General features: G+C 58.9%; 19 protein-coding genes. 5 read left to right on the plus strand and 14 right to left on the minus strand.

What is annotated here, in order from left to right; genetic code table 11:
- Positions 1-24 precede the first annotated feature (24 nt).
- The 5 genes from ICA16_RS14775 to aceK all read right to left on the minus strand — a co-directional run bounded on the left by ICA16_RS14775 (position 25) and on the right by aceK (position 8,238).
- Entirely contained in the window at positions 25-264 is a 240-nt protein-coding gene (locus tag ICA16_RS14775) for an anti-sigma factor family protein (protein ID WP_150617685.1), read from the minus strand.
- The gene (locus tag ICA16_RS14780; RefSeq protein ID WP_150603010.1) at positions 258-872 is read right to left on the minus strand and encodes an RNA polymerase sigma factor; all 615 of its coding nucleotides are present in this window, start codon (positions 870-872) and stop codon (positions 258-260) included. The genes ICA16_RS14775 and ICA16_RS14780 overlap by 7 nt, the downstream gene beginning before the upstream one ends.
- A gap of 120 nt (positions 873-992) precedes the next feature.
- Complete coding sequence (locus tag ICA16_RS14785; protein WP_042558117.1) at positions 993-2,114, minus strand: beta-ketoacyl-ACP synthase III; 1,122 nt, start codon at positions 2,112-2,114, stop codon at positions 993-995.
- 318 nt (positions 2,115-2,432) lie between these two features.
- Positions 2,433-6,344: an ATP-dependent RNA helicase HrpA gene (hrpA, locus tag ICA16_RS14790; protein ID WP_150617684.1), complete on the minus strand. Its 3,912-nt coding sequence runs from the start codon at positions 6,342-6,344 to the stop codon at positions 2,433-2,435.
- Positions 6,345-6,516: 172 nt separating this feature from the next.
- Entirely contained in the window at positions 6,517-8,238 is a 1,722-nt protein-coding gene (gene aceK, locus ICA16_RS14795) for a bifunctional isocitrate dehydrogenase kinase/phosphatase (protein ID WP_150617683.1), read from the minus strand.
- A 214-nt stretch (positions 8,239-8,452) separates the two neighbouring features.
- Between aceK and ICA16_RS14800 the strand changes: the two genes are divergently transcribed.
- Complete coding sequence (locus ICA16_RS14800) at positions 8,453-9,346, plus strand: DMT family transporter (protein ID WP_150594348.1); 894 nt, start codon at positions 8,453-8,455, stop codon at positions 9,344-9,346.
- 83 nt (positions 9,347-9,429) lie between these two features.
- Here ICA16_RS14800 and ICA16_RS14805 read toward each other — a convergent pair whose 3' ends face one another.
- Together ICA16_RS14805 and ICA16_RS14810 are read right to left on the minus strand one after the other, a co-directional pair.
- A complete protein-coding gene (locus tag ICA16_RS14805; protein WP_210700888.1) occupies positions 9,430-10,293 on the minus strand; it encodes a DMT family transporter in 864 nt (287 codons plus the stop codon).
- 96 nt (positions 10,294-10,389) lie between these two features.
- Positions 10,390-10,557 (minus strand): hypothetical protein, encoded by a 168-nt coding sequence (locus ICA16_RS14810; RefSeq protein ID WP_210700889.1) that lies wholly within the window; start codon positions 10,555-10,557, stop codon positions 10,390-10,392.
- A 34-nt stretch (positions 10,558-10,591) separates the two neighbouring features.
- Between ICA16_RS14810 and ICA16_RS14815 the strand changes: the two genes are divergently transcribed.
- The gene (locus ICA16_RS14815) at positions 10,592-10,852 is read left to right on the plus strand and encodes a hypothetical protein (protein WP_210700890.1); all 261 of its coding nucleotides are present in this window, start codon (positions 10,592-10,594) and stop codon (positions 10,850-10,852) included.
- 62 nt (positions 10,853-10,914) lie between these two features.
- On the opposite strand, the gene ICA16_RS14820 is transcribed toward ICA16_RS14815, so the two are convergent.
- Both ICA16_RS14820 and cysK read right to left on the minus strand, forming a co-directional pair.
- Positions 10,915-11,853, minus strand: coding sequence for an aspartyl/asparaginyl beta-hydroxylase domain-containing protein (locus tag ICA16_RS14820; protein ID WP_150617681.1), 939 nt, complete (start codon positions 11,851-11,853; stop codon positions 10,915-10,917).
- Between the two features lie 248 nt (positions 11,854-12,101).
- A complete protein-coding gene (gene cysK / locus ICA16_RS14825; RefSeq protein WP_042558111.1) occupies positions 12,102-13,076 on the minus strand; it encodes a cysteine synthase A in 975 nt (324 codons plus the stop codon).
- Between the two features lie 128 nt (positions 13,077-13,204).
- Here cysK and ICA16_RS14830 point away from each other — a divergent pair, with 128 nt between their 5' ends.
- Entirely contained in the window at positions 13,205-14,281 is a 1,077-nt protein-coding gene (locus tag ICA16_RS14830; protein WP_150617680.1) for a DUF748 domain-containing protein, read from the plus strand.
- On the opposite strand, the gene ICA16_RS14835 is transcribed toward ICA16_RS14830, so the two are convergent.
- A complete protein-coding gene (locus tag ICA16_RS14835) occupies positions 14,278-14,775 on the minus strand; it encodes a helix-turn-helix domain-containing protein (RefSeq protein WP_210700891.1) in 498 nt (165 codons plus the stop codon). The genes ICA16_RS14830 and ICA16_RS14835 overlap by 4 nt on opposite strands.
- Positions 14,763-14,993, minus strand: a complete 231-nt coding sequence (locus ICA16_RS14840; RefSeq protein ID WP_210700892.1) for a DUF4160 domain-containing protein — start codon at positions 14,991-14,993, stop codon at positions 14,763-14,765. The genes ICA16_RS14835 and ICA16_RS14840 overlap by 13 nt, the downstream gene beginning before the upstream one ends.
- A 202-nt stretch (positions 14,994-15,195) precedes the next feature.
- Here ICA16_RS14840 and ICA16_RS14845 point away from each other — a divergent pair, with 202 nt between their 5' ends.
- Together ICA16_RS14845 and ICA16_RS14850 are read left to right on the plus strand one after the other, a co-directional pair.
- The gene (locus tag ICA16_RS14845; RefSeq protein ID WP_042558109.1) at positions 15,196-16,041 is read left to right on the plus strand and encodes an AAA family ATPase; all 846 of its coding nucleotides are present in this window, start codon (positions 15,196-15,198) and stop codon (positions 16,039-16,041) included.
- Between the two features lie 17 nt (positions 16,042-16,058).
- On the plus strand, positions 16,059-17,237 hold the full coding sequence (locus ICA16_RS14850) for a vWA domain-containing protein (RefSeq protein WP_042558108.1): 1,179 nt from the start codon (positions 16,059-16,061) through the stop codon (positions 17,235-17,237).
- An 88-nt stretch (positions 17,238-17,325) separates the two neighbouring features.
- Here ICA16_RS14850 and ICA16_RS14855 read toward each other — a convergent pair whose 3' ends face one another.
- The 3 genes from ICA16_RS14855 to ICA16_RS14865 are packed head-to-tail and all read right to left on the minus strand — an operon-like array spanning position 17,326 to position 19,693.
- Positions 17,326-18,243 carry a 5-oxoprolinase subunit C family protein gene (locus tag ICA16_RS14855; protein ID WP_210700893.1) on the minus strand — a complete coding sequence of 306 codons (918 nt, stop codon included), beginning with the start codon at positions 18,241-18,243 and terminating at the stop codon, positions 17,326-17,328.
- A complete protein-coding gene (pxpB, locus tag ICA16_RS14860; RefSeq protein WP_150603019.1) occupies positions 18,240-18,944 on the minus strand; it encodes a 5-oxoprolinase subunit PxpB in 705 nt (234 codons plus the stop codon). Before pxpB ends, ICA16_RS14855 begins: the two co-directional genes overlap by 4 nt.
- On the minus strand, positions 18,941-19,693 hold the full coding sequence (locus tag ICA16_RS14865) for a 5-oxoprolinase subunit PxpA (RefSeq protein ID WP_210553745.1): 753 nt from the start codon (positions 19,691-19,693) through the stop codon (positions 18,941-18,943). Before ICA16_RS14865 ends, pxpB begins: the two co-directional genes overlap by 4 nt.
- Positions 19,694-19,707 lie beyond the last annotated feature (14 nt).

Genomic DNA, 19,707 nt, shown 5'->3' on the forward strand with positions numbered 1-19,707 from the left:
AAAGATCGCAGCCTTCGGCAGCTCCTACAAAGGGCCGTCTTTGCGGCGCTGTTCAGCCAGGCGTTCGGCCAATGCATCGACACCCTCTTCAGGTTTTTCCGGCATGGCCTTCAGCGTCGCCTGCATCAACCGCATCTGGCGAATGAAACGCCGGCAATTGCGGCAAAACATCAGGTGATGCCGCACCATCAGCTTCTCGCCAAAACTCAGCTGGCCATCGAGATAATCACTGGATCGTGCCACTTGCTCCTTGCAGGTCAACATTCTCCTGTCTCCTCAAAATGTTCCACGGTCGCGAAGACCTTTAACCGTGCCCGATGCAGCAGCACGCGGACATTGGAGAGCGAGATGTCCAGAAGATTACAGATCTCTTCCAGCTCCACGCCCTGACGCTCACGCAACAGCAAAACGCTGCTTTGCAGTTCCGAAAGGCTCAACAGTGTGTGCTCCAGGCATTCGCGCAGTTCGCCTTCGGTCAACAACGCCTCGGGGGTGTCCTGGTGCCAGGCGAAAGGCGCCACCAGCCAATGACCGTCGCTGGACGAAAAACGGTCGTCGTCGATAGTGCCGTGGGGCGACGGCAAGTCATCGAGCAGCACCTCGCGGCGATTTTGCTTGTAGCGACTCTTGGCCGAGTTGGCAGTGATGGTCAGCAACCAGGTCTTGAGACTGGAGCGCCCTTCGAAGCTGCCGATATGACGCACCACCGACAGCCAGGCATCCTGCACCACTTCCTCGACATGACGCTGGCCGACGATCGCATACGCAACGGCACGCATGGCGCTCTGATAAGTCGTGACCAGCTCCTTGAAAGCCTTTTGTTCACCCGCCAACAAGCGCTCAAGCAATTGGGTGTCGTCCGTAACGGCCATTGACGCCTCGTTTCAGTTGATAGGACGCAAAAGATCGCAGCCCGCGGCAGCACTTACAACAACGGGTTTGAAACCGTCAGTGTAAGAGCTGTCGCAGGCTGCGATCTTTTCAGGGCAAACTCAACGCTTGCGCAGAATCACGCTACCGATCGAGTAACCCGCACCGAACGAACTCAGCACTGCCAGCGAACCGGCGGCCAGGTCATCCTGATATTTGTGGAAGGCAATGACCGAACCCGCCGAGCTGGTGTTGGCGTAGGTGTCGAGGATCACCGGCGCTTCTTCTTCGGTGGCCTCGCGGCCCAGCAGCTTGCGCACGATCAGGTGGTTCATGCTCAGGTTGGCCTGGTGCAGCCAGAAACGCTTAACGTCGCCGACATTGAGCTGGTTCTCTTGCAGATGCTCGCCGATGAGTTCGGCAACCATCGGGCAAACGTCCTTGAACACCTTGCGGCCTTCCTGCACGAACAGTTTGTCGCGAGCACCGACGCCCTCTTCCGCCGCGCGGTTGAGGAAACCGAAGTTGTTGCGGATGTTGTTGGAGAACTTGGTCAGCAGTTTGGTGCTGACCACGTCGAACTGGTGCTTGGAGGTGGCCAGATCGGCGCGTTCGATGATCACGGCAGTGGCCGCGTCGCCGAAGATGAAGTGGCTGTCGCGATCACGGAAGTTCAGGTGACCGGTGCAGACTTCTGGGTTGACCATCAGGATCGCCCGGGCCTGGCCCAGTTGCACGCTGTTGGTCGCTGCCTGAATGCCGAAGGTCGCCGAGGAACAGGCCACGTTCATGTCGAAACCGAAACCTTGGATGCCCAGCGCTTCCTGGACTTCGATGGCGATGGCCGGGTAGGCGCGTTGCAGGTTGGAGCAGGCAACGATGACACCGTCGATGTCGGCAGCGGTTTTGCCGGCGCGTTGCAAGGCTTGCTCGGCAGCACCAATGGCCATCTGGCAGAGCACTGACCATTCGTCATTGGACCGCTCCGGCAGGCGCGGGGCCATGCGCTGCGGATCAAGAATGCCGTCCTTGTCCATGACAAAACGGCTCTTGATGCCCGAGGCTTTCTCGATGAACGGGGCGCTGGATTCGGTCAGTGCCTGGACTTCGCCGCTGGCGATGGCCTCGGCGTTGTCCGCGTTGAACTGTGCGACGTAGGTATTGAAAGACTGCACCAGCTCTTCGTTGGAGATGCTGTTGGCCGGGGTATACAGGCCGGTGCCGCTGATGACGACGTTATGCATGGTCGTTTCTCTAATCTGTTCAGGCAGAAAGTGCTGGAACCGTCGTACCAACACACAAAGGGTCTATTCCCATCCGGGGGACGCAAACCTGGCATCGCTTTATTCCGATCCGAGACACGGCCAAAGGCTCTGAGTCGCGAACGCGGCGTTTATGGTCGCGAAGTTTGCCATAAACCCAAGGTTTTGGCCCCTTTTCACGCTAAACGCATTCCTTGTAGGAGCTGCCGCAGGCTGCGATCTTTTGATCTTGATCTGGAAAAACAAAATCAAAAGATCGCAGCCTGCGGCAGCTCCTACAGGATTATTGCCAGGCGCACATCAGGGTTCTACCTGAGTCCACTGCTTATTGAGGCGCTTGTCGGAGATCGGCACTTTCGTCCCAAGCTGCTGGGCGAACAGCGAAACCCGGTATTCCTCCAGCCACCAGCGGTACAGCTCAAGCTGCGGATCGCGTTTTCCTTCCTGGGCGTGTTTGGCGGCGCGAGTCTGGTATTGCGCCCAGAGGCCAGCGAGTTCGCCGCTCCAGACCCGATCCTTCTGCACCTGCGCGCCGAGTTTCTCGAAACGCTGCTCGACCGCTTTCAGGTAACGCGGCAATTCCTTGAGCCACTGCATCGGCGTTTCCCGGACAAAACCCGGATAGACCAGATGACTGATCTGCTGCTTGATGTCATTGAGCGCCACGGCTTGGGCGAGGTCGATCTTGCCCTTGAAGCGCTTTTGCAGACCGTGCCAGATCTTCAGGATCTCCAGCGTCAGCCGCGCCACACGCTCGGCGTGTTCAGTCCAGCTGCCTCGTTTGCGCTCGGCCAATGCCGCCAGGCCTGCGCCGTCACGCGGCAACGGGTCTTCGCCCTCCAGAATGCAGCTGTCGAGGCTGGCCAGCAAAATGTCTTCGACCAAGGCATCGACCCGCCCCAGATCGCGGTAGAGCAGACCCAGTTCGGTCTGCCCCGGCAACTTGCCACGCAGGAACTTGGCCGGCTCGGCCAATTGCTGCATCAACAAACGCTGCAACGCACGACGATGCTGGAACTCGGCTTCGGCCGGCGTCGAGAATCGTCCTTCCTTGACCGTACCGCCCTCTTCCACCAGCGCCGGATACACCGTCATCGACAACCCGGCGATCTTCTGCTGAGTCTTTTCCGCCACCGGGGCAAAGACTTTCGCCTCCACCGGCTGCTGACTTTTAGCGCTCTGCGGCACGGCCAGTGCGGCCTGACTGGCTTCGGCAAAGCGTGCGGTCAGCTCGGCCAGATCGCGTCCTTCGCCAAGGAACTTGCCTTGGCCGTCGACGATTTCCAGGTTCATCCGCAGATGCCCTTCGACCCCTTGCTCAGCCTCTGCCCACGCCTCATCGCTGACGCGTGCGCCGGTCATGCGCAACAGCTCACGGCCCAGAGCTTGCGGCAGCGAACCTTCGGCGAAGGTCATGCGTTGCAACGCAGCCTTGATGAAGTCCGGCACCGGCACGAAGTTCTTGCGCAGCGCTTTCGGCAGGTTACGCACAAGGGCGATGCACTTGGCCTCGATCAACCCGGGCACCAGCCATTCCAGACGCTCCGGCGGCAACATCGGCAACAGCGGCGCCGGCACACGCAAGGTCACGCCGTCACGCGGGTGATTGGGTTCGAAGTGATAGGTCAGGGCCAGTTCCAGATCACCGATGTGCAGGGTGTCCGGGTAATCCCGTGCGGTGACTTCACTGGCCTCGCGAGCCAGCACGTCTTCTTCACGCATGATCAACAGCTGCGGATCTTTCTGGCTGTTGATGCGATACCAGCTATCGAAGGTCGCCGTCTGGTGGATTTCCGCCGGCAAGCGTGCATCGTAGAACGCGTACAGGGTTTCTTCGTCGGCGAGAATGTCGCGACGACGGGCCTTGGCTTCGAGTTCGTCGAGCTGTTCCAGCAGCTTCTGGTTGGCAGACAGACACTTGGCTCTGGATTGAATCTCGCCGCGCACCAGACCTTCACGGATAAACAATTCACGCGAGACCACCGGATCGACCGGGCCGTAATGCACCGGCCGGCGGCCGACCACAATCAGGCCAAACAGGGTGATCTGTTCGAACGCCACGACCTGGCCGCGCTTCTTTTCCCAGTGCGGCTCGAAGTGGTTTTTCTTGATCAGATGCCCGGCCAGCGGCTCGATCCAGTCGGCGTCGATCTTCGCCACCATCCGCGCGTAAAGCTTGGTGGTTTCCACCAGTTCGGCGGTCATCAGCCATTGCGGGCGCTTCTTGCCGATGCCTGACGACGGATGAATCCAGAAGCGTCGCTGACGGGCGCCGAGGTAATCGCCGTCCTCGGTTTTCTGGCCGATCTGGCTGAGCAAACCGACCAGCACGGCTTTGTGCAGTTTCTGATAATCCGCCGGCTCTTTGTTCAGGCTCAACTGCATGTCGCGGCAGATCAGGCTCAACTGGCGATGGGAGTCGCGCCACTCGCGCAAACGCAGATAGTTAAGGAAATTCTTCCGACACCAGTTACGCAGCGGGCTGGCCGTCAGCGCCTGGCGCTGCTCTTCAAAACCGCGCCAAAGATTGACCAGCCCGGCGAAGTCCGAGTCGATGTCTTTCCATTGCGCGTGGGCCTGATCGGCGGCTTGCTGACGCTCCGGCGGACGCTCGCGCGGGTCCTGAATCGACATGGCACTGGCGACGATCAGCACTTCCTGCAGACTGCCGAGTTTGGCCGCTTCGAGCAGCATGCGACCCATGCGCGGGTCCACCGGCAGGCGCGCCAATTGGCGGCCGAGCGGGGTCAACTGGCTGTTGCGATCGACCGCCGAGAGTTCTTGCAGCAGATTGAAACCGTCACTGATCGCCTTGCCGTCCGGCGGCTCGATGAACGGGAACGCGGTGATTTCGCCGAGGCGCAGATGGAGCATCTGCAAAATCACCGCGGCGAGGTTGGTGCGCAGAATTTCCGGATCGGTAAATTCCGGGCGGCCGATGAAATCTTCTTCGCTGTAGAGGCGGATGCAAATGCCCGGCTCGACCCGGCCGCAGCGACCTTTACGCTGGTTGGCGCTGGCCTGGGAAATCGCTTCGATCGGCAAGCGCTGGACCTTGGCGCGATAGCTGTAGCGGCTGATGCGCGCGGTGCCGCTGTCGATCACGTAACGGATGCCTGGCACGGTCAGCGAGGTTTCGGCAACGTTGGTCGCCAGCACCACACGACGGCCCGGGTGCGACTGGAAAATCCGCTGTTGCTCGGCCGGTGAAAGGCGTGCGTACAGCGGCAGAATTTCGGTGTGCTTGATCTGGGCCTTGCGCAGCATATCGGCGGCGTCGCGAATCTCCCGTTCGCCGGGCAGGAACACCAAAACATCACCGGGGCTGCGGCGTTCGCTGCGCTCGTAAGCGGCGATTTCGTCGAGGGTGGCGAGGATCGCCTGATCCACGGTCAGGTCATCTTCGACACGGTTGCCCTCTTCGTCCTGCTCCAGGGTCAGCGGGCGATACCAGGTGTCCACCGGGAAGGTACGGCCGGAGACTTCAACAATCGGCGCATCGTCGAAATGCTTGGAGAAACGCTCCAGATCGATGGTTGCCGAGGTGATGATGACTTTCAGATCCGGGCGACGCGGCAGCAGGGTTTTCAGGTAACCGAGCAGAAAGTCGATGTTGAGGCTGCGTTCGTGGGCTTCGTCGACGATGATCGTGTCGTAGCGCTCGAGGTAGCGGTCGTTCTGGGTTTCCGCCAGCAGGATGCCGTCGGTCATCAGTTTGATCAGGGTATTGGAATCGCTCTGATCCTCAAAACGCACCTGATAGCCGACCAGCGAACCGAGCGGCGTCCCGAGTTCTTCGGCAACGCGGCTGGCGACGCTGCGCGCTGCAATCCGGCGCGGCTGGGTGTGGCCGATCAGACCGTGCTGACCACGACCGATCTCCAGGCAGATTTTCGGCAACTGGGTGGTCTTGCCCGACCCGGTTTCACCCGCGATGATCAGCACCTGATGCTGCTCCAGCGCCTTTTTGATCTCGTCACGCTTGGCCGCAATCGGCAGGCTGTCGTCGTAACGAATGACCGGCAGGCTGGCCTTGCGCGCCAGCACCTGATCACAAGACGCCTGCATGCGCGTCACCCATTGAGCCAGCTTGGCCTCATCGGGATTCTTGCGCAGCTCAAGCAACTGCCGCCGCAGCCGGTGGCGGTCGGCGAGCATGGCGTGATCGAGGTTTTTCAACAGTTTGTCGATGGAGGGCGATTCGTCGGTCATCGGGTACGCAATTCGGTCATGTAGTGGCGCAAGGACGCGATTGTCGCAGATTTACCCTCGATTGACCTGCTTCCCCTGTAGGAGCTGCCGCAGGCTGCGATCTTTTGACTTTGTTTTATAAAGGCAAGATCTAAAGATCGCAGCCTGCGGCAGCTCCTACAGGGGTGGTGAGTTATTCGTTATCGAGACCTTTGCGGCGGTACGGGAAAACATCAATCACTTTGCCGGCGCGAATCGCCTCTTGCAGGCTCTTCCAGTAATCGGCGTTATACAACTCGCCATGCAACTGATCGAACAACTTGCGCTGCCCCGAATCAGCAAACAGAAACGGCGGAAACTCCTCGGGAAACACATCCAGCGGCCCGATCGAATACCACGGCTCCGAGGCCATTTCATCCTCGGGCGTACGCGGTTGCGGGATGTGGCGGAAGTTGGCTTCGGTCAGGAAACAGATTTCGTCGTAGTCATAAAACACCACCCGCCCGTGACGGGTGACGCCGAAGTTCTTCAACAACATGTCGCCGGGAAAGATGTTCGCCGCCGCCAGTTGCTTGATCGCGAGCCCGTAATCTTCCAGCGCTTCATGCACCTGCGCATCGTTGGCATTTTCCAGATAAAGGTTGAGCGGGGTCATCCGCCGTTCCGTCCAGCAGTGGCGGATCAGCACAGTGTCGCCTTCCACCGACACCGTGGACGGCGCAACCTCCAGTAATTCCTCGAGGCACGCCGGCTCGAATTTGCTCAGCGGAAAACGGAAATCGGCGAATTCCTGGGTATCGGCCATGCGCCCTACCCGGTCGACGCTTTTCACCAGTCGATACTTCTCGATCACCGTGGCACGGTCGACGTTTTTCGACGGTGAAAACCGGTCCTTGATGATCTTGAACACGGTGTTGAAGCCCGGCAGGGTAAACACGCTCATGACCATGCCACGCACGCCCGGCGCCATGATGAACTGGTCATCGGTGTTGGCCAGGTGATTGATCAGCGCCCGATAGAACTCGGACTTGCCGTGCTTGTAAAAGCCAATCGAGGTATACAACTCGGCGATGTGTTTGCCCGGCAAAATCCGCCGCAGAAAACCGATGAACTCGGCCGGCACCGGCACATCCACCATGAAATACGAGCGGGTGAAAGAGAAGATGATCGACACATCGGCTTCGTCGGTAATCAGCGCATCAATCTGAATCCCGCGCCCTTCGCGGTGCAGCAGCGGAATCACCAGCGGCCATTGCTCGTCGCGGGTGTAAATGCGCCCGACCAGGTACGCGCCCTTGTTTCGGTACAGCACCGAGGAAAACAGCTCGACGCTCAGCTCTGGATCCTTGCATACCCAGTCCGGCAGGTTTTCACGCAACTGCGCTTCGAGGCGGCGCAGGTCGCCGGGCAAATCGGCGTAATCCTCGCTGAAACGGTAGTCGGCAAAAATGCTCGCCAGCATTCCCGACAACTGCCCTTGCGGCTTGTACGTGCGGGTTTGCGCAGCCCGCGCACGGCGCAGGCTCGGGCGAGTGGTATGGATGAACATGCAGCCGTCGCTGATCAGGTCATGGCTGAACAGCCCGCAGAAAATCGAGTTGTACCAGGTCTCGGACAGTTCATCGTCGAAGCGCAGGTCGATGACGCTGATGTAGGCGCTTTTCACCAGCGGCCAGCAGCTGACATTCATCAGTGTTTCGTCGTCGAAGTATTCGCGCAGTCGGGCGATGGTTTCGCCGACTTTTTCCTCATAGAGGTTGATTCGCGCCGCTGACGCAGTCTGCGTCTCCTGCCAGCGCGCCTGCTCGAAACGCTCCCGGGCACCGTCGGTGATGCGGCGGAAATGCTCGCGGTAATCATCAAAGCCATCGAGGATCATGCGGGCGATGTCGGTGGCGGGCCATTGCTGCGGCATAGATGAAACCTCTGCGTGCATTCGTGAAGGCTTGAGCTTAGCCACGGAACCGGCATGAGGAGAAGTGCAATTTCGGCCAAAACCGAAGCGCAGACGTACGGCGTGGCATTTTTTGTCAGGCATTCCTGCCAGGGACATTTAAATGCCCGATTAGCGGTTGCCATCGTCAGGAGGCTCGGCAACACTCTCGTCCCGATCAAGCAAGGAGCCCGCCGTGAGCCCTGTCGATATTTTCCGTATGTTGTCGCTGGCTGCCATCTGGGGCGCGAGTTTTCTGTTCATGCGCATTATTGCGCCAGTGATCGGCACCATTCCGACGGCGTTTTTTCGGGTATCGATCGCTGCCGTCGGTCTGTTGGTGATCCTCGGGCTGATGCGCATCAGCTGGGATTTCAAGGGCAAGCTGAAAACCGTGATGCTGCTCGGCGTGATCAACTCGGGGATACCGGCGACGCTGTATTCGGTTGCAGCTCAAGTGCTGCCAGCCGGTTATTCGGCGATCTTCAACGCCACCACGCCCTTGATGGGCGTATTGATCGGCGGGTTGTTCTTCAGCGAGAAACTCACTGCGGCCAAACTGGCGGGCGTGTTTCTCGGATTGTTCGGTGTCGGCGTGCTGACGCGCGCCGGTCCCGTGGCCTTCGATATGCAATTGCTGCTGGGCGCCCTCGCCTGCCTGCTCGCGACCACTTGCTATGGTTTTGCCGGATTCCTCGCGCGGCGCTGGCTGGATCAGGCCGGCGGGTTGGACAGTCGTCTGTCAGCCGTGGGCAGCATGCTCGGCGCGACACTGTTCCTGTTGCCGCTGTTCGGTTACAGCGTGGTGACTCAACCGCCAGCGAGTTGGGGCGGCTGGAATGTCTGGCTGTCGCTGCTCGGTTTGGGCCTGGGCTGCACGGCGTTTGCCTACATTATTTACTTCCGCCTGCTCAGCTCCATCGGCCCGGTCAAATCGATGACCGTGACCTTCATGATTCCGCCGTTCGGAGTGTTGTGGGGTGCGCTGTTGCTGGATGAGCCGTTGTCGATGGCTCACGTGTATGGCGGGGTGTTGATTGCGTTGGCGTTGTGGCTGGTGTTGAAGCCGGCGGTGGTAAAAAAACTGTAGGTGCCGTCGCTGGCTGCGATCTTTTGACTTTAAACATCAGGATCAAAAGATCGCAGCCTGCGGCAACTCCTACAGGGGTCGCGTCATTGGGTTTTGCGGAACACGAATGCCAACCCGACAATGATCAACAGCATCCCCAGCACGCTCAATGCCGCCAGGCGATTACCGAAAATCAGGTAATCCATCACCGCTGTCACCGCTGGCACCAGATAGAACAGACTGGTGACATTCACCAGATTTCCCCGCGCGATCAGGCGGTACAGCAGCAGCGTCGCCAGCACCGACACCACCAGCCCCATCCACAACACCGGCACGATGAAACCCGCGCTGTGTTCGAAATGAAACGGCTGGAACGGCACAAAGATCCCGCACAACAACAGGCCGGCCAGGTACTGCACCGGTAGCGTGCCGAGGGGATTGTCGGTGATGCGTTTCTGCATGATCGAGCCCAGCGTCATGCTCGCCAGCGCCAACAAACCAAAGAGCATCCCGGCCCACGACATGCCGGCCAGACCGATGCCCTGGTAAACCACCATGACCAGTCCCGCCAAGCCAAGCGCCAGCCCGAACAGCCGGCTCGCCGAGCGCTGCCGTTCCATCAATACCACCGTCAGAATCGGCTGCACGCCCATGATGGTCGCCATCACACCCGGGGTGATTCTGGTGTTCAGGGCCAGCAGATAGAAAATCTGATAAGCCCCCAACAACACTACGCCCGTGGCGATCGCAAACAGCATCGGCCTGCCGCCCTTGGGCAGTTTCAGTTTCAGCAATGGAATCAGCAGCACCAGCCCGCACAGGGCGATGGCAAAGCGAATGAACAGGAAGGCAAAGGGTGACGCATGGGCCAGGCCCCATTTGGAGAAGATCGCCCCGCTGCTCCACAGCAGAACGAACAGGCTCGTGGACGCCGCCGCGAGCGCGGATTTTTTCGAAAGGACAAACATGAATACCACCTGTAGTCAGGCAAATAGCCAACTCAGCCGAAGCTGAAATTCAGTAGGTTTTTGCAGGCGGGCACGGGGGTCAGCAAAAAATGCCGATCAGCCCGAAACGCCAACGCCCGGCGGTGGCGGCGCAACTGCGCGCACCGGCGTGCTACTGACAGGTGGGGGGTAATGACTGATCTGCCTTGGCTGCTGATTCCCGCACGGCACGACGCCAGCGTTGACCGCTGAATCGACTACCGCGTTGATGAGGGATGCAGGCATTTGGGCTGATCTTCTTGGGGTTGGATTGTGAGCCGTGTGGCTCACGAGCGCCGACTATAACCAGCGCGGCACATCGATTGCAATGATTTGGCCAGCAGCGACAGGCGGGAACAAGCTGTGTTCAATTAACGATCAATGCAGGAAGCAAAATGAGCAAATCGACGAAGAAGCCTTCACCCGAAAAGATCGATCCGGTGAGGTAGCGCTGACTGCCAGCCAACAGCGTCTCCTGCAATTACTTGTAGCAGGCACTGAAACCGAAGAGCCAACCTTACTGGCCGCTGGCCGTCTGTGAACTTTTCACAGGCATAAAAAACCGCTCACAAAGAGCGGTTTTTTTATTTCTGCAGTCCACCCTCAACCAAACAACCAGTACCCGAGCAACGTCAGCACCACCACCGCCAGTACCGGGCGCATCACCCGGTAAGCCTTCGGATGACGGCGCTTCCACTGTTTGACCACGCCGCTGAATTTGTCGCTGAAGCGCTTGCTCCATGCATAGGCCTGGTTGATCCCGCCGACGCGTTCGTCGTCGAGGTTTTGCGGTGCGGTCGCGCGGCCGAGCCAGCCGCTGATGAAGCGGTTGATGCGAGTCATCAGGCGATTGCTCAGCGGACGTTCGATGTCGCAGAACAGAATGACTCGGGTCTGCTTGGTTTCGTTCTTGACCCAGTGCACATAGGTCTCATCGAACATCACATCCTCACCATCGCGCCACGCATAGACCTGACCGTCGACGAAGATCCGGCAATCATCGGAATTGGGCGTCGACAAGCCCAAGTGATAACGCAGGGAACCGGCAAACGGATCGCGGTGCGGATTGAGGTGACTGCCGCCGGGCAGCAGCGCAAACATCGCGCCTTTGACGTTAGGAATGGCACTGACCAAAGCCACGGTTTTCGGGCACAGGGTCTCGGCCGATGGCAGTGGTTTGTCGTACCACTTGAGGTAGAAACGCTTCCAGCCCTTCTTGAAGAACGAGCCGAACCCGGCATCGTTGTTCTTTTCGGCCGCGCGGATATAACCCTCGTCGAACAGATGCATGGCTTCGTCGCGGATGGTTTCCCAGTTGTCGCGCAGTACGTCCAGCTCCGGAAACTTGCTGCGATCCAGATACGGCTTGGATGGCACGCTGGAGAACAGGTACATCAGGGCGTTGTACGGGGCGAACAGTGCCGAGTGGTTGACGAACTGGCGCAGCACCGGCAGGCGCGCTTTACCGCGCAGATGCACATAGAGGATGCTGCCGATAAACAGCAGCAGCACCGACACCTTGGCGGCTAACGAAAAGGTCATCAACAACTCCTTGAATAAAAACAACGCTGCACAATGCCCTTTACCCGGCATGGCAGCCGGCCATGATAAACACTACCGGCCTGAGGCAAAACCCGTTCGACCTAAAATTCAGTGTTAAGGATTGCGTAACAAAGCATTTATTAACATAAGGCTCCTGAACGTTGGCTGATCCAAATCAGACTTGCGCGACCAAGGTCACAAACAGGATCAAAAGATCGCCGTCGCTTGGCGATCTTTTACTTGCCTGGTTACTGCTGATTCTCCTGTTCGGTGAACAGATCGCTGAACAACATGCTCGACAGATAACGCTCACCCGAGTCCGGCAGGATCACCACGATAGTCTTGCCCTGCATTTCCGGCGTCTCCGCCAAACGAACCGCCACCGCCATCGCCGCGCCGCAAGAGATGCCGCACAAGATCCCTTCTTCCTGCATCAAGCGCAGCGCCATGGCCTTCGACTCCTCGTCGGTGACCAACTCGACGCGGTCGACCATCGACAAATCCAGATTCTTCGGCACAAAACCGGCACCGATGCCCTGAATCTTGTGCGGGCTCGGCTTGATCTCTTCACCGGCCAGCGCCTGGGTAATTACCGGCGAGGCCACAGGTTCCACCGCCACCGAAGTAATCGGTTTGCCCTGGGTATTCTTGATATACCGCGAAACGCCGGTAATGGTTCCGCCGGTACCTACGCCAGCCACCAGCACGTCAACGGCGCCATCGGTGTCGTTCCAGATTTCCGGGCCGGTGGTTTTTTCATGGATGGCCGGGTTGGCCGGGTTATCGAACTGCGCCGGCATGAAGTATTTGTCGGCATCGCTGGCAACAATCTCCGACGCCTTCTCGATCGCGCCTTTCATGCCTTTGGCCGGTTCGGTCAACACCAGTTCGGCGCCCAGCGCTTTCAGAACCTTGCGGCGCTCGATACTCATCGACGCCGGCATGGTCAGCATCAACTTGTAGCCACGGGCGGCAGCCACGAAGGCCAGGCCAATGCCGGTGTTGCCCGACGTCGGCTCGACGATGGTCATGCCCGGCTTGAGTTTGCCGCTGCTTTCGGCGTCCCAGATCATGTTGGCGCCGATCCGGCACTTGACCGAATAACCGGGGTTGCGCCCCTCGATCTTGGCCAGGATGGTCACACCGCGTGGCGCGATACGGTTGATCTGCACCAACGGCGTGTTGCCGATGGAATGGGCATTGTCAGCAAAGATACGGCTCATGGCTGGGTCCTTATGCAGCATTGAATTTAGCGCTCCAAGGTATGCCTGTTGCCCATCACAGTCCAGTCGGGTCGAACGTCTGTCGACGTGCGCAGTCAATCGCTTTATATCGTTCGGGAATCGCCACCATGAAGCGTCGTTACAGCTGGCCGTTGTGGGCCTTCGTCACCGTCATTGTGTTACTGGTCGCCTTGCACATCGCCCTGCCCTACCTGGTGCGCGACTATCTGAATGACAAACTGGCGGACATGGGTGATTACCGTGGCCAGGTGACCGACGTCGACCTGGCGCTGTGGCGCGGCGCCTACAAGATCAACGGCCTGAAAATCGTCAAAGTCGACGGCAAGGTGCCGGTGCCGTTCGTCAATGCACCGGTGATTGATCTGGCGGTGAGCTGGCACTCGTTGTGGTACGACCATGCGGTGGTGGGCGAAGTGCAGTTCTTCAATCCTGAAATCAACTTTGTCGACGGCGGCGCCAACAAGCAGAACTCCCAGACCGGTCAAGGTACTGACTGGCGTGAGCAGTTGGGCAAACTCCTGCCGATTACGCTCAACGAAGTACGCATCAGCGACGGGAAAATCACGTTCCGCAACTTCAACTCCAAACCGCCGGTGAACATGAATGCAACCAACGTCGATGCCAGCATCTATAACCTGACCAACGTGGTCGACACCGAAGGCAAACGTGATGCGCGTTTCGAGGGCAAAGCCTTGTTGCTTGGCCATGCCCCTCTGGAAACCACGGCGACCTTCGATCCGCTGAGCAACTTCGAAGACTTCGAGTTTCGACTTCGGGCAAAAGACATCGAACTCAAGCGCATGAATGATTTCGCTTCTGCCTATGGCAAGTTCGATTTCAACGCCGGGCATGGCGACGTGGTAATTGAAGCAAAAGCCGAAAAAGCCAAAGTCACCGGTTACATCAAACCGCTGCTGCGCGACGTCGATGTGTTCGACTGGCAGCAAGACGTCGAGAACAAGAACAAAGGTCTGTTCCGCTCGGTTTGGGAAGCACTGGTCGGCGGTACCGAAACCGTGTTGAAGAATCAGGTCAAAAACCAGTTCGCTACCCGCGTACAACTCAGCGGTAATGTGCACCAGCAAAATATCAACGCATTCGAAGCGTTTTTGCAGATTTTGCGCAATGGCTTTGTTCAGGCATTCAATGCCCGGTATGAGCGGCCGAAGCCGGATGAGGGTTAGGACTTACGGTTAAAGACATATCGGCCGGACTCCTCCGCCGCCAGCGTTGACCCTCGCTGCAATGAATCCCAACCGAGACAGGCAAGCGCCAGAGCGCGTGGCACGGCTTCCCGTCCATTGCTGTAGCGACTGATGCTGCGGGCGCTGACACCCAGCGCCTCGGCAGCCTGATTCAACGATAATCCGGTACGTGCACGCCAACTGATGAAAATACGGGTGTTTTCGTCAGCTGCATTTTGCGCCAGGGCGTCCAGATACAACGTATCTGCGCCAATCTGGATATCCGGCTCCAGCCACTCAACGCACCAACCCTCATCAGCCAGCATGGCGGTCGAAAACACTTCTGCAGCGAGCAAGGGCTGCAGGCCCGGAAAGGTATGCAAATCATTGCTCAGATCGAGCATCAGTTGTTGACCATCTATAAAGGTCAGTGCCAAGTGGTAAGCGCTCAGTGCCTGAACCGCTGACAGTCGCGGCCGCTTCATGGATAACATCGTTTCCAGTCCTCCAGCAATTGCACCTGATGGGCCGCGACCCACGCTTGTGCTTCTTTGATGATCAGCAGCGGCGCCTTGCCCATCATGACCTCTACGGTTTCCAGGCTAAGCATCACATCCACTCCGCCACCGGTCAGGTGGACATGGGGCGGGGGGTGATCCTTCTCGCGCAGCTGAATTCTGTATTTATCGCGAAATCTGTATTTGGTAGACATGCCGCGCAGCCTATCGCCAAATCGGCGATACCTGAATACTGGCCTTCGGCCGAGACCGAGTCAACATGTGACGCCCCATTCAGAGACTGAATAAGCCGTCTGCGTTCACAGTCGACCGGGCTGCGCGTTATAGTCGGGGCATCCGATTATTTCGCCCCCGCCCTGCCCGTTCAGGTCGGCGTTACCGTTCGAGGATTAGCAGATGAAGTTCGAAGGCACCCAGGCCTACGTCGCCACCGATGACCTGAAGCTGGCAGTCAACGCCGCCATCACCCTGGAGCGGCCGCTGCTGGTCAAGGGCGAGCCGGGCACCGGCAAAACCATGCTCGCCGAGCAACTGGCCGAATCGTTCAACGCCAAGTTGATCACCTGGCACATCAAGTCCACCACCAAGGCGCATCAGGGCCTGTACGAGTACGACGCGGTCAGCCGTCTGCGCGACTCGCAACTGGGCACGGAAAAAGTCCACGATGTGCGCAACTACCTGAAAAAAGGCAAGCTCTGGGAGGCTTTCGAGTCTGAAGAGCGGGTGATTCTGCTGATCGACGAGATCGACAAGGCCGACATCGAGTTCCCGAACGACCTGTTGCAAGAACTCGACAAGATGGAGTTCTACGTTTACGAAATCGACGAGACGATCAAGGCCAAAAAGCGCCCGATCATCATCATTACCTCCAACAACGAGAAAGAGTTGCCGGACGCGTTTCTGCGTCGCTGCTTCTTCCACTACATCGCCTTCCCCGACCGCACCACCCTGCAGAAAATCGTCGATGTGCATTACCCGGACATCAAGAAGGATCTGGTCAGCGAAGCGCTGGACGTGTTCTTCGACGTGCGCAAGGTGCCGGGCCTGAAGAAGAAGCCATCGACTTCGGAACTGGTCGACTGGCTGAAGCTGCTGATGGCCGACAACATCGGCGAAGCAGTGCTGCGTGAACGCGATCCGACCAAGGCGATTCCGCCGTTGGCAGGGGCCTTGGTCAAGAACGAACAGGACGTGCAACTGCTTGAGCGCCTGGCGTTCATGAGCCGTCGCGGCACCCGCTAAGCTAAGAGGCTGATGCCATGTTGCTCAACCTGTTCAACGAAATGCGTGCAGCCAAGGTGCCGGTGTCGGTGCGCGAGCTGCTCGACCTGATCAACGCGCTGAAACAGCGCGTTACCTTCGCCGACATGGACGAGTTCTACTACTTGTCGCGGGCGATTCTGGTGAAGGACGAACGGCATTTCGACAAGTTCGACCGTGCGTTCGGCGCTTACTTCAATGGCCTGGAAAAACTCGACGATCACCTGCAGGCGCTGATTCCCGAAGACTGGCTGCGCAAGGAGTTCGAGCGTTCGCTGAGCGATGAGGAACGTGCGCAAATCCAGTCCCTGGGTGGCCTGGACAAGTTGATTGAAGAATTCAAAAAGCGTCTGGAAGAACAGAAGGAACGCCACGCCGGCGGCAACAAATGGATCGGCACTGGCGGCACCAGCCCGTTTGGGTCCGGCGGGTTCAACCCGGAAGGCATTCGGGTCGGCGATGCCGGCAAGCGCCAGGGCAAAGCGGTAAAAGTCTGGGATCAGCGCGAATACAAAAACCTCGACGACTCGGTGGAACTGGGCACGCGCAACATCAAGGTTGCCCTGCGTCGCCTGCGTAAATTCGCCCGCCAAGGCGCCGCAGAAGAGCTGGATATCGACGGCACCATCGACCACACCGCCAAGGATGCCGGTCTGCTGAACATTCAGATGCGTCCGGAACGCCGCAACACGGTGAAGCTGTTGCTGCTGTTCGACATCGGCGGTTCGATGGATGCGCATGTGAAGATCTGCGAGGAACTGTTCTCGGCCTGCAAGACCGAGTTCAAGCATCTGGAGTATTTCTATTTCCACAACTTCGTGTACGAGTCGGTGTGGAAAAACAACATGCGCCGTACTTCCGAGCGCACTTCAACCCAGGACCTGCTGCACAAGTACGGCGCCGACTACAAAGTGATCTTCATCGGCGATGCCGCCATGGCGCCTTATGAAATCACCCAGGCCGGCGGCAGCGTCGAGCACTGGAACGAAGAGCCGGGATACGTGTGGATGCAGCGGTTCATGGCGAAGTACAAGAAGCTCATCTGGATCAACCCGTATCCGAAAGATACGTGGGGGTATACCTCGTCGACCAATATCGTCAGGGATTTGATTGAGGACCAGATGTATCCGCTGACCCTTCGCGGGTTGGAGGAAGGGATGCGGTTTTTATCCAAGTAAAAGCAAAAGATCGCAGCCTTCGGCAGCTCCTACAGAGGAATCCGCGTTTCCCCTGTAGGAGCTGCCGAAGGCTGCGATCTTTTGATCTTCAACCAAGACGCTGCAAATACTCGACATGTTCGCGATGCGCAACTTCCTGCACCACCGGCCGCAACCGCACCTGCGCTCCCGGCAGGCGCTGCGCCAATCTCGCCAACGCCAATGGCGTCAACGCCCCCAGCCGCGGATAGCCGCCAATGGTCTGCCGATCATTGAGCAACACAATCGGCTGCCCGTCCGGTGGCACCTGCACCGCGCCCAGCGGAATGCCTTCGGAAATCATCGGCAACCCTTGATATTGCAACGCCTTGCCTAACAGGCGAATACCCATGCGATCGGCGCGACTGTCGAGCGTCCAGGCGCTGTTGAACACGTCAAACAGACTCTGCCCGCTGAACTGACCGATTTGCGCACCGAGTACCAGATCCAGCGGCTCATTCGAGCGCAGGTCCGGTTGCTGCTGATGCGTTATTTCGCGCAGTTGAGCGGCTTTGCCGTGATAGCTCAGCGTAGAGCCCTTGGCCAAGGGCAAGCCCATGCCATCGAGCCCGCCAAGTTCTTCGCGCACCACCGTTGCACTGCTGCCCAAAACCTTTGGCGCGTCGAAACCACCGGGCGCCGCCAGATAAGCCCGGGCGCCGAGCAATGGCTGGGTGAACTGCAATGTCTGCCCTTTGCTCAATTTGAAACTGCGCCAAGGCGCCAGCGGCTGGCCGTCGATCAGCGCTCCAAGATCAGCCCCGGCCAGCGCCAGCAAGCAGTCCTCTTCGGCCACCATCGCAAACCCGCCCAGGGTGATTTCGATCACCGGCACATCCAGTCCATTACCCAGCAACCAGTTGGCCCAACCCATCGAACACCAATCCGCCGCGCCGCCCTGAGTCACGCCCAGATGTCGCACCCCAAAGCGCCCGGCGTCCTGCAACAGGCACAGCGGTGTGCTGGATTCAATCGTCAGTCGGCTCATGCCAAGGCCTCCAGTGGCGTGTCATCACCGCCCAGGTTGATGAACTCGGCATGGCTCACCGCTTCGAACCGCACCGTATCACCGGGCTGCATCAGGCTGTAGCCGTCACGATTGCGATCAAAGAGCTTCGTCGGAGTGCGACCGATCAGGTTCCAGCCACCGGGCGATACGACGGGATAAGCCGCAGTTTGCCGCTCGGCAATACCAACGCTGCCAGCGGCGACTTTCTTGCGCGGGGTATTCAGACGCGGCGCTGCCAGAACGTCTTCGACCAATCCCATGAAAGCAAAACCCGGCGCAAAACCGAGGGCGAACACTTGGTATTCCCTGGCACTGTGGCGACGAATCACCTCCTCCACCGCCAGCCCGCTGCGCTCGGCGAGTAGGCTCAGCTCGGGCCCGACACTCAGGTCGTACCAGACCGGCAACACATGGCACTGGCCGACGGTTCGCGCATCTGGCGACAGATCGATCAACGCCTCAGCGATCAATTCCCGCGCTTGCTTCGGACTCAACGACGTCAAATCGTAATGCACCATCAGTGTGGTGTAGGACGGTACCAGGTCAATCAACTGCGCGCCGAACACCTCACGCAACCGCACGCTGGCCGCGAGCATCCACGGCATGTTGGCTTCAGCGATTTCATCAAACAGGCGCAGCATCAGGCAATCCAGCGCCACCACTTCAATCCTTGGATTCATGGCGCGCTCTGCTGATTCAAGGCCTCACGGATGCGCTGCACGGCAGCCACCGAACTGGCGTTATCGCCGTGCACGCACAGGGTGTTGGCCTGCAAATGCAATGCACTGCCATCGCTGGCAGTGAGCGCGTCACCACGAGCGATGATCAAGGCTTGCTCGATGATTTTTTGCGGGTCGTGATGCACAGCGCCCGGCTGGTGCCGTGAAACCAGTCGGCCGGCGCTGTCGTAGGCGCGGTCGGCGAAGGCTTCAAACCACAGGGTCACGCCGTACTCGTCACCGAGTTGCTGCGCTGCCGTATTGTCGCGGGTCGCCATCAACATCAGCGGCAACGCGCGGTCGTAGGCGGCAACGGCCTGAATCACTGCACGCAACTGCGCCGGGTTGGCCATCATGTCGTTGTACATCGCGCCATGGGGTTTGACGTAACTGACCCGCGCGCCCTGGGCTCGGCAGATGCCGTCGAGGGCGCCAATCTGGTAATGCAGGATGTCTTGCAACTCTTGCGCGGAATAGGCCATGGAGCGGCGACCGAATCCGACCAGATCCTGATACGCCGGGTGCGCGCCAATCTGCACGCCGTGGCTGAGCGCACGGCTGACTGTTTTACGCATGATGCCCGGATCGCCGGCATGGAAACCGCAGGCCACGTTGGCGCAATCGATGAAGGGCATGACTTCGTCATCCAGACCCATGGTCCAGCTGCCGAAGCTCTCGCCAATGTCGCAGTTCAATAACAGGCGGCTCACGGTAAACACTCCTG

The organism is Pseudomonas anatoliensis (genome assembly GCF_017976235.1).
In the GTDB taxonomy this organism is placed as follows: Bacteria; Pseudomonadota; Gammaproteobacteria; order Pseudomonadales; family Pseudomonadaceae; genus Aquipseudomonas; species Aquipseudomonas anatoliensis.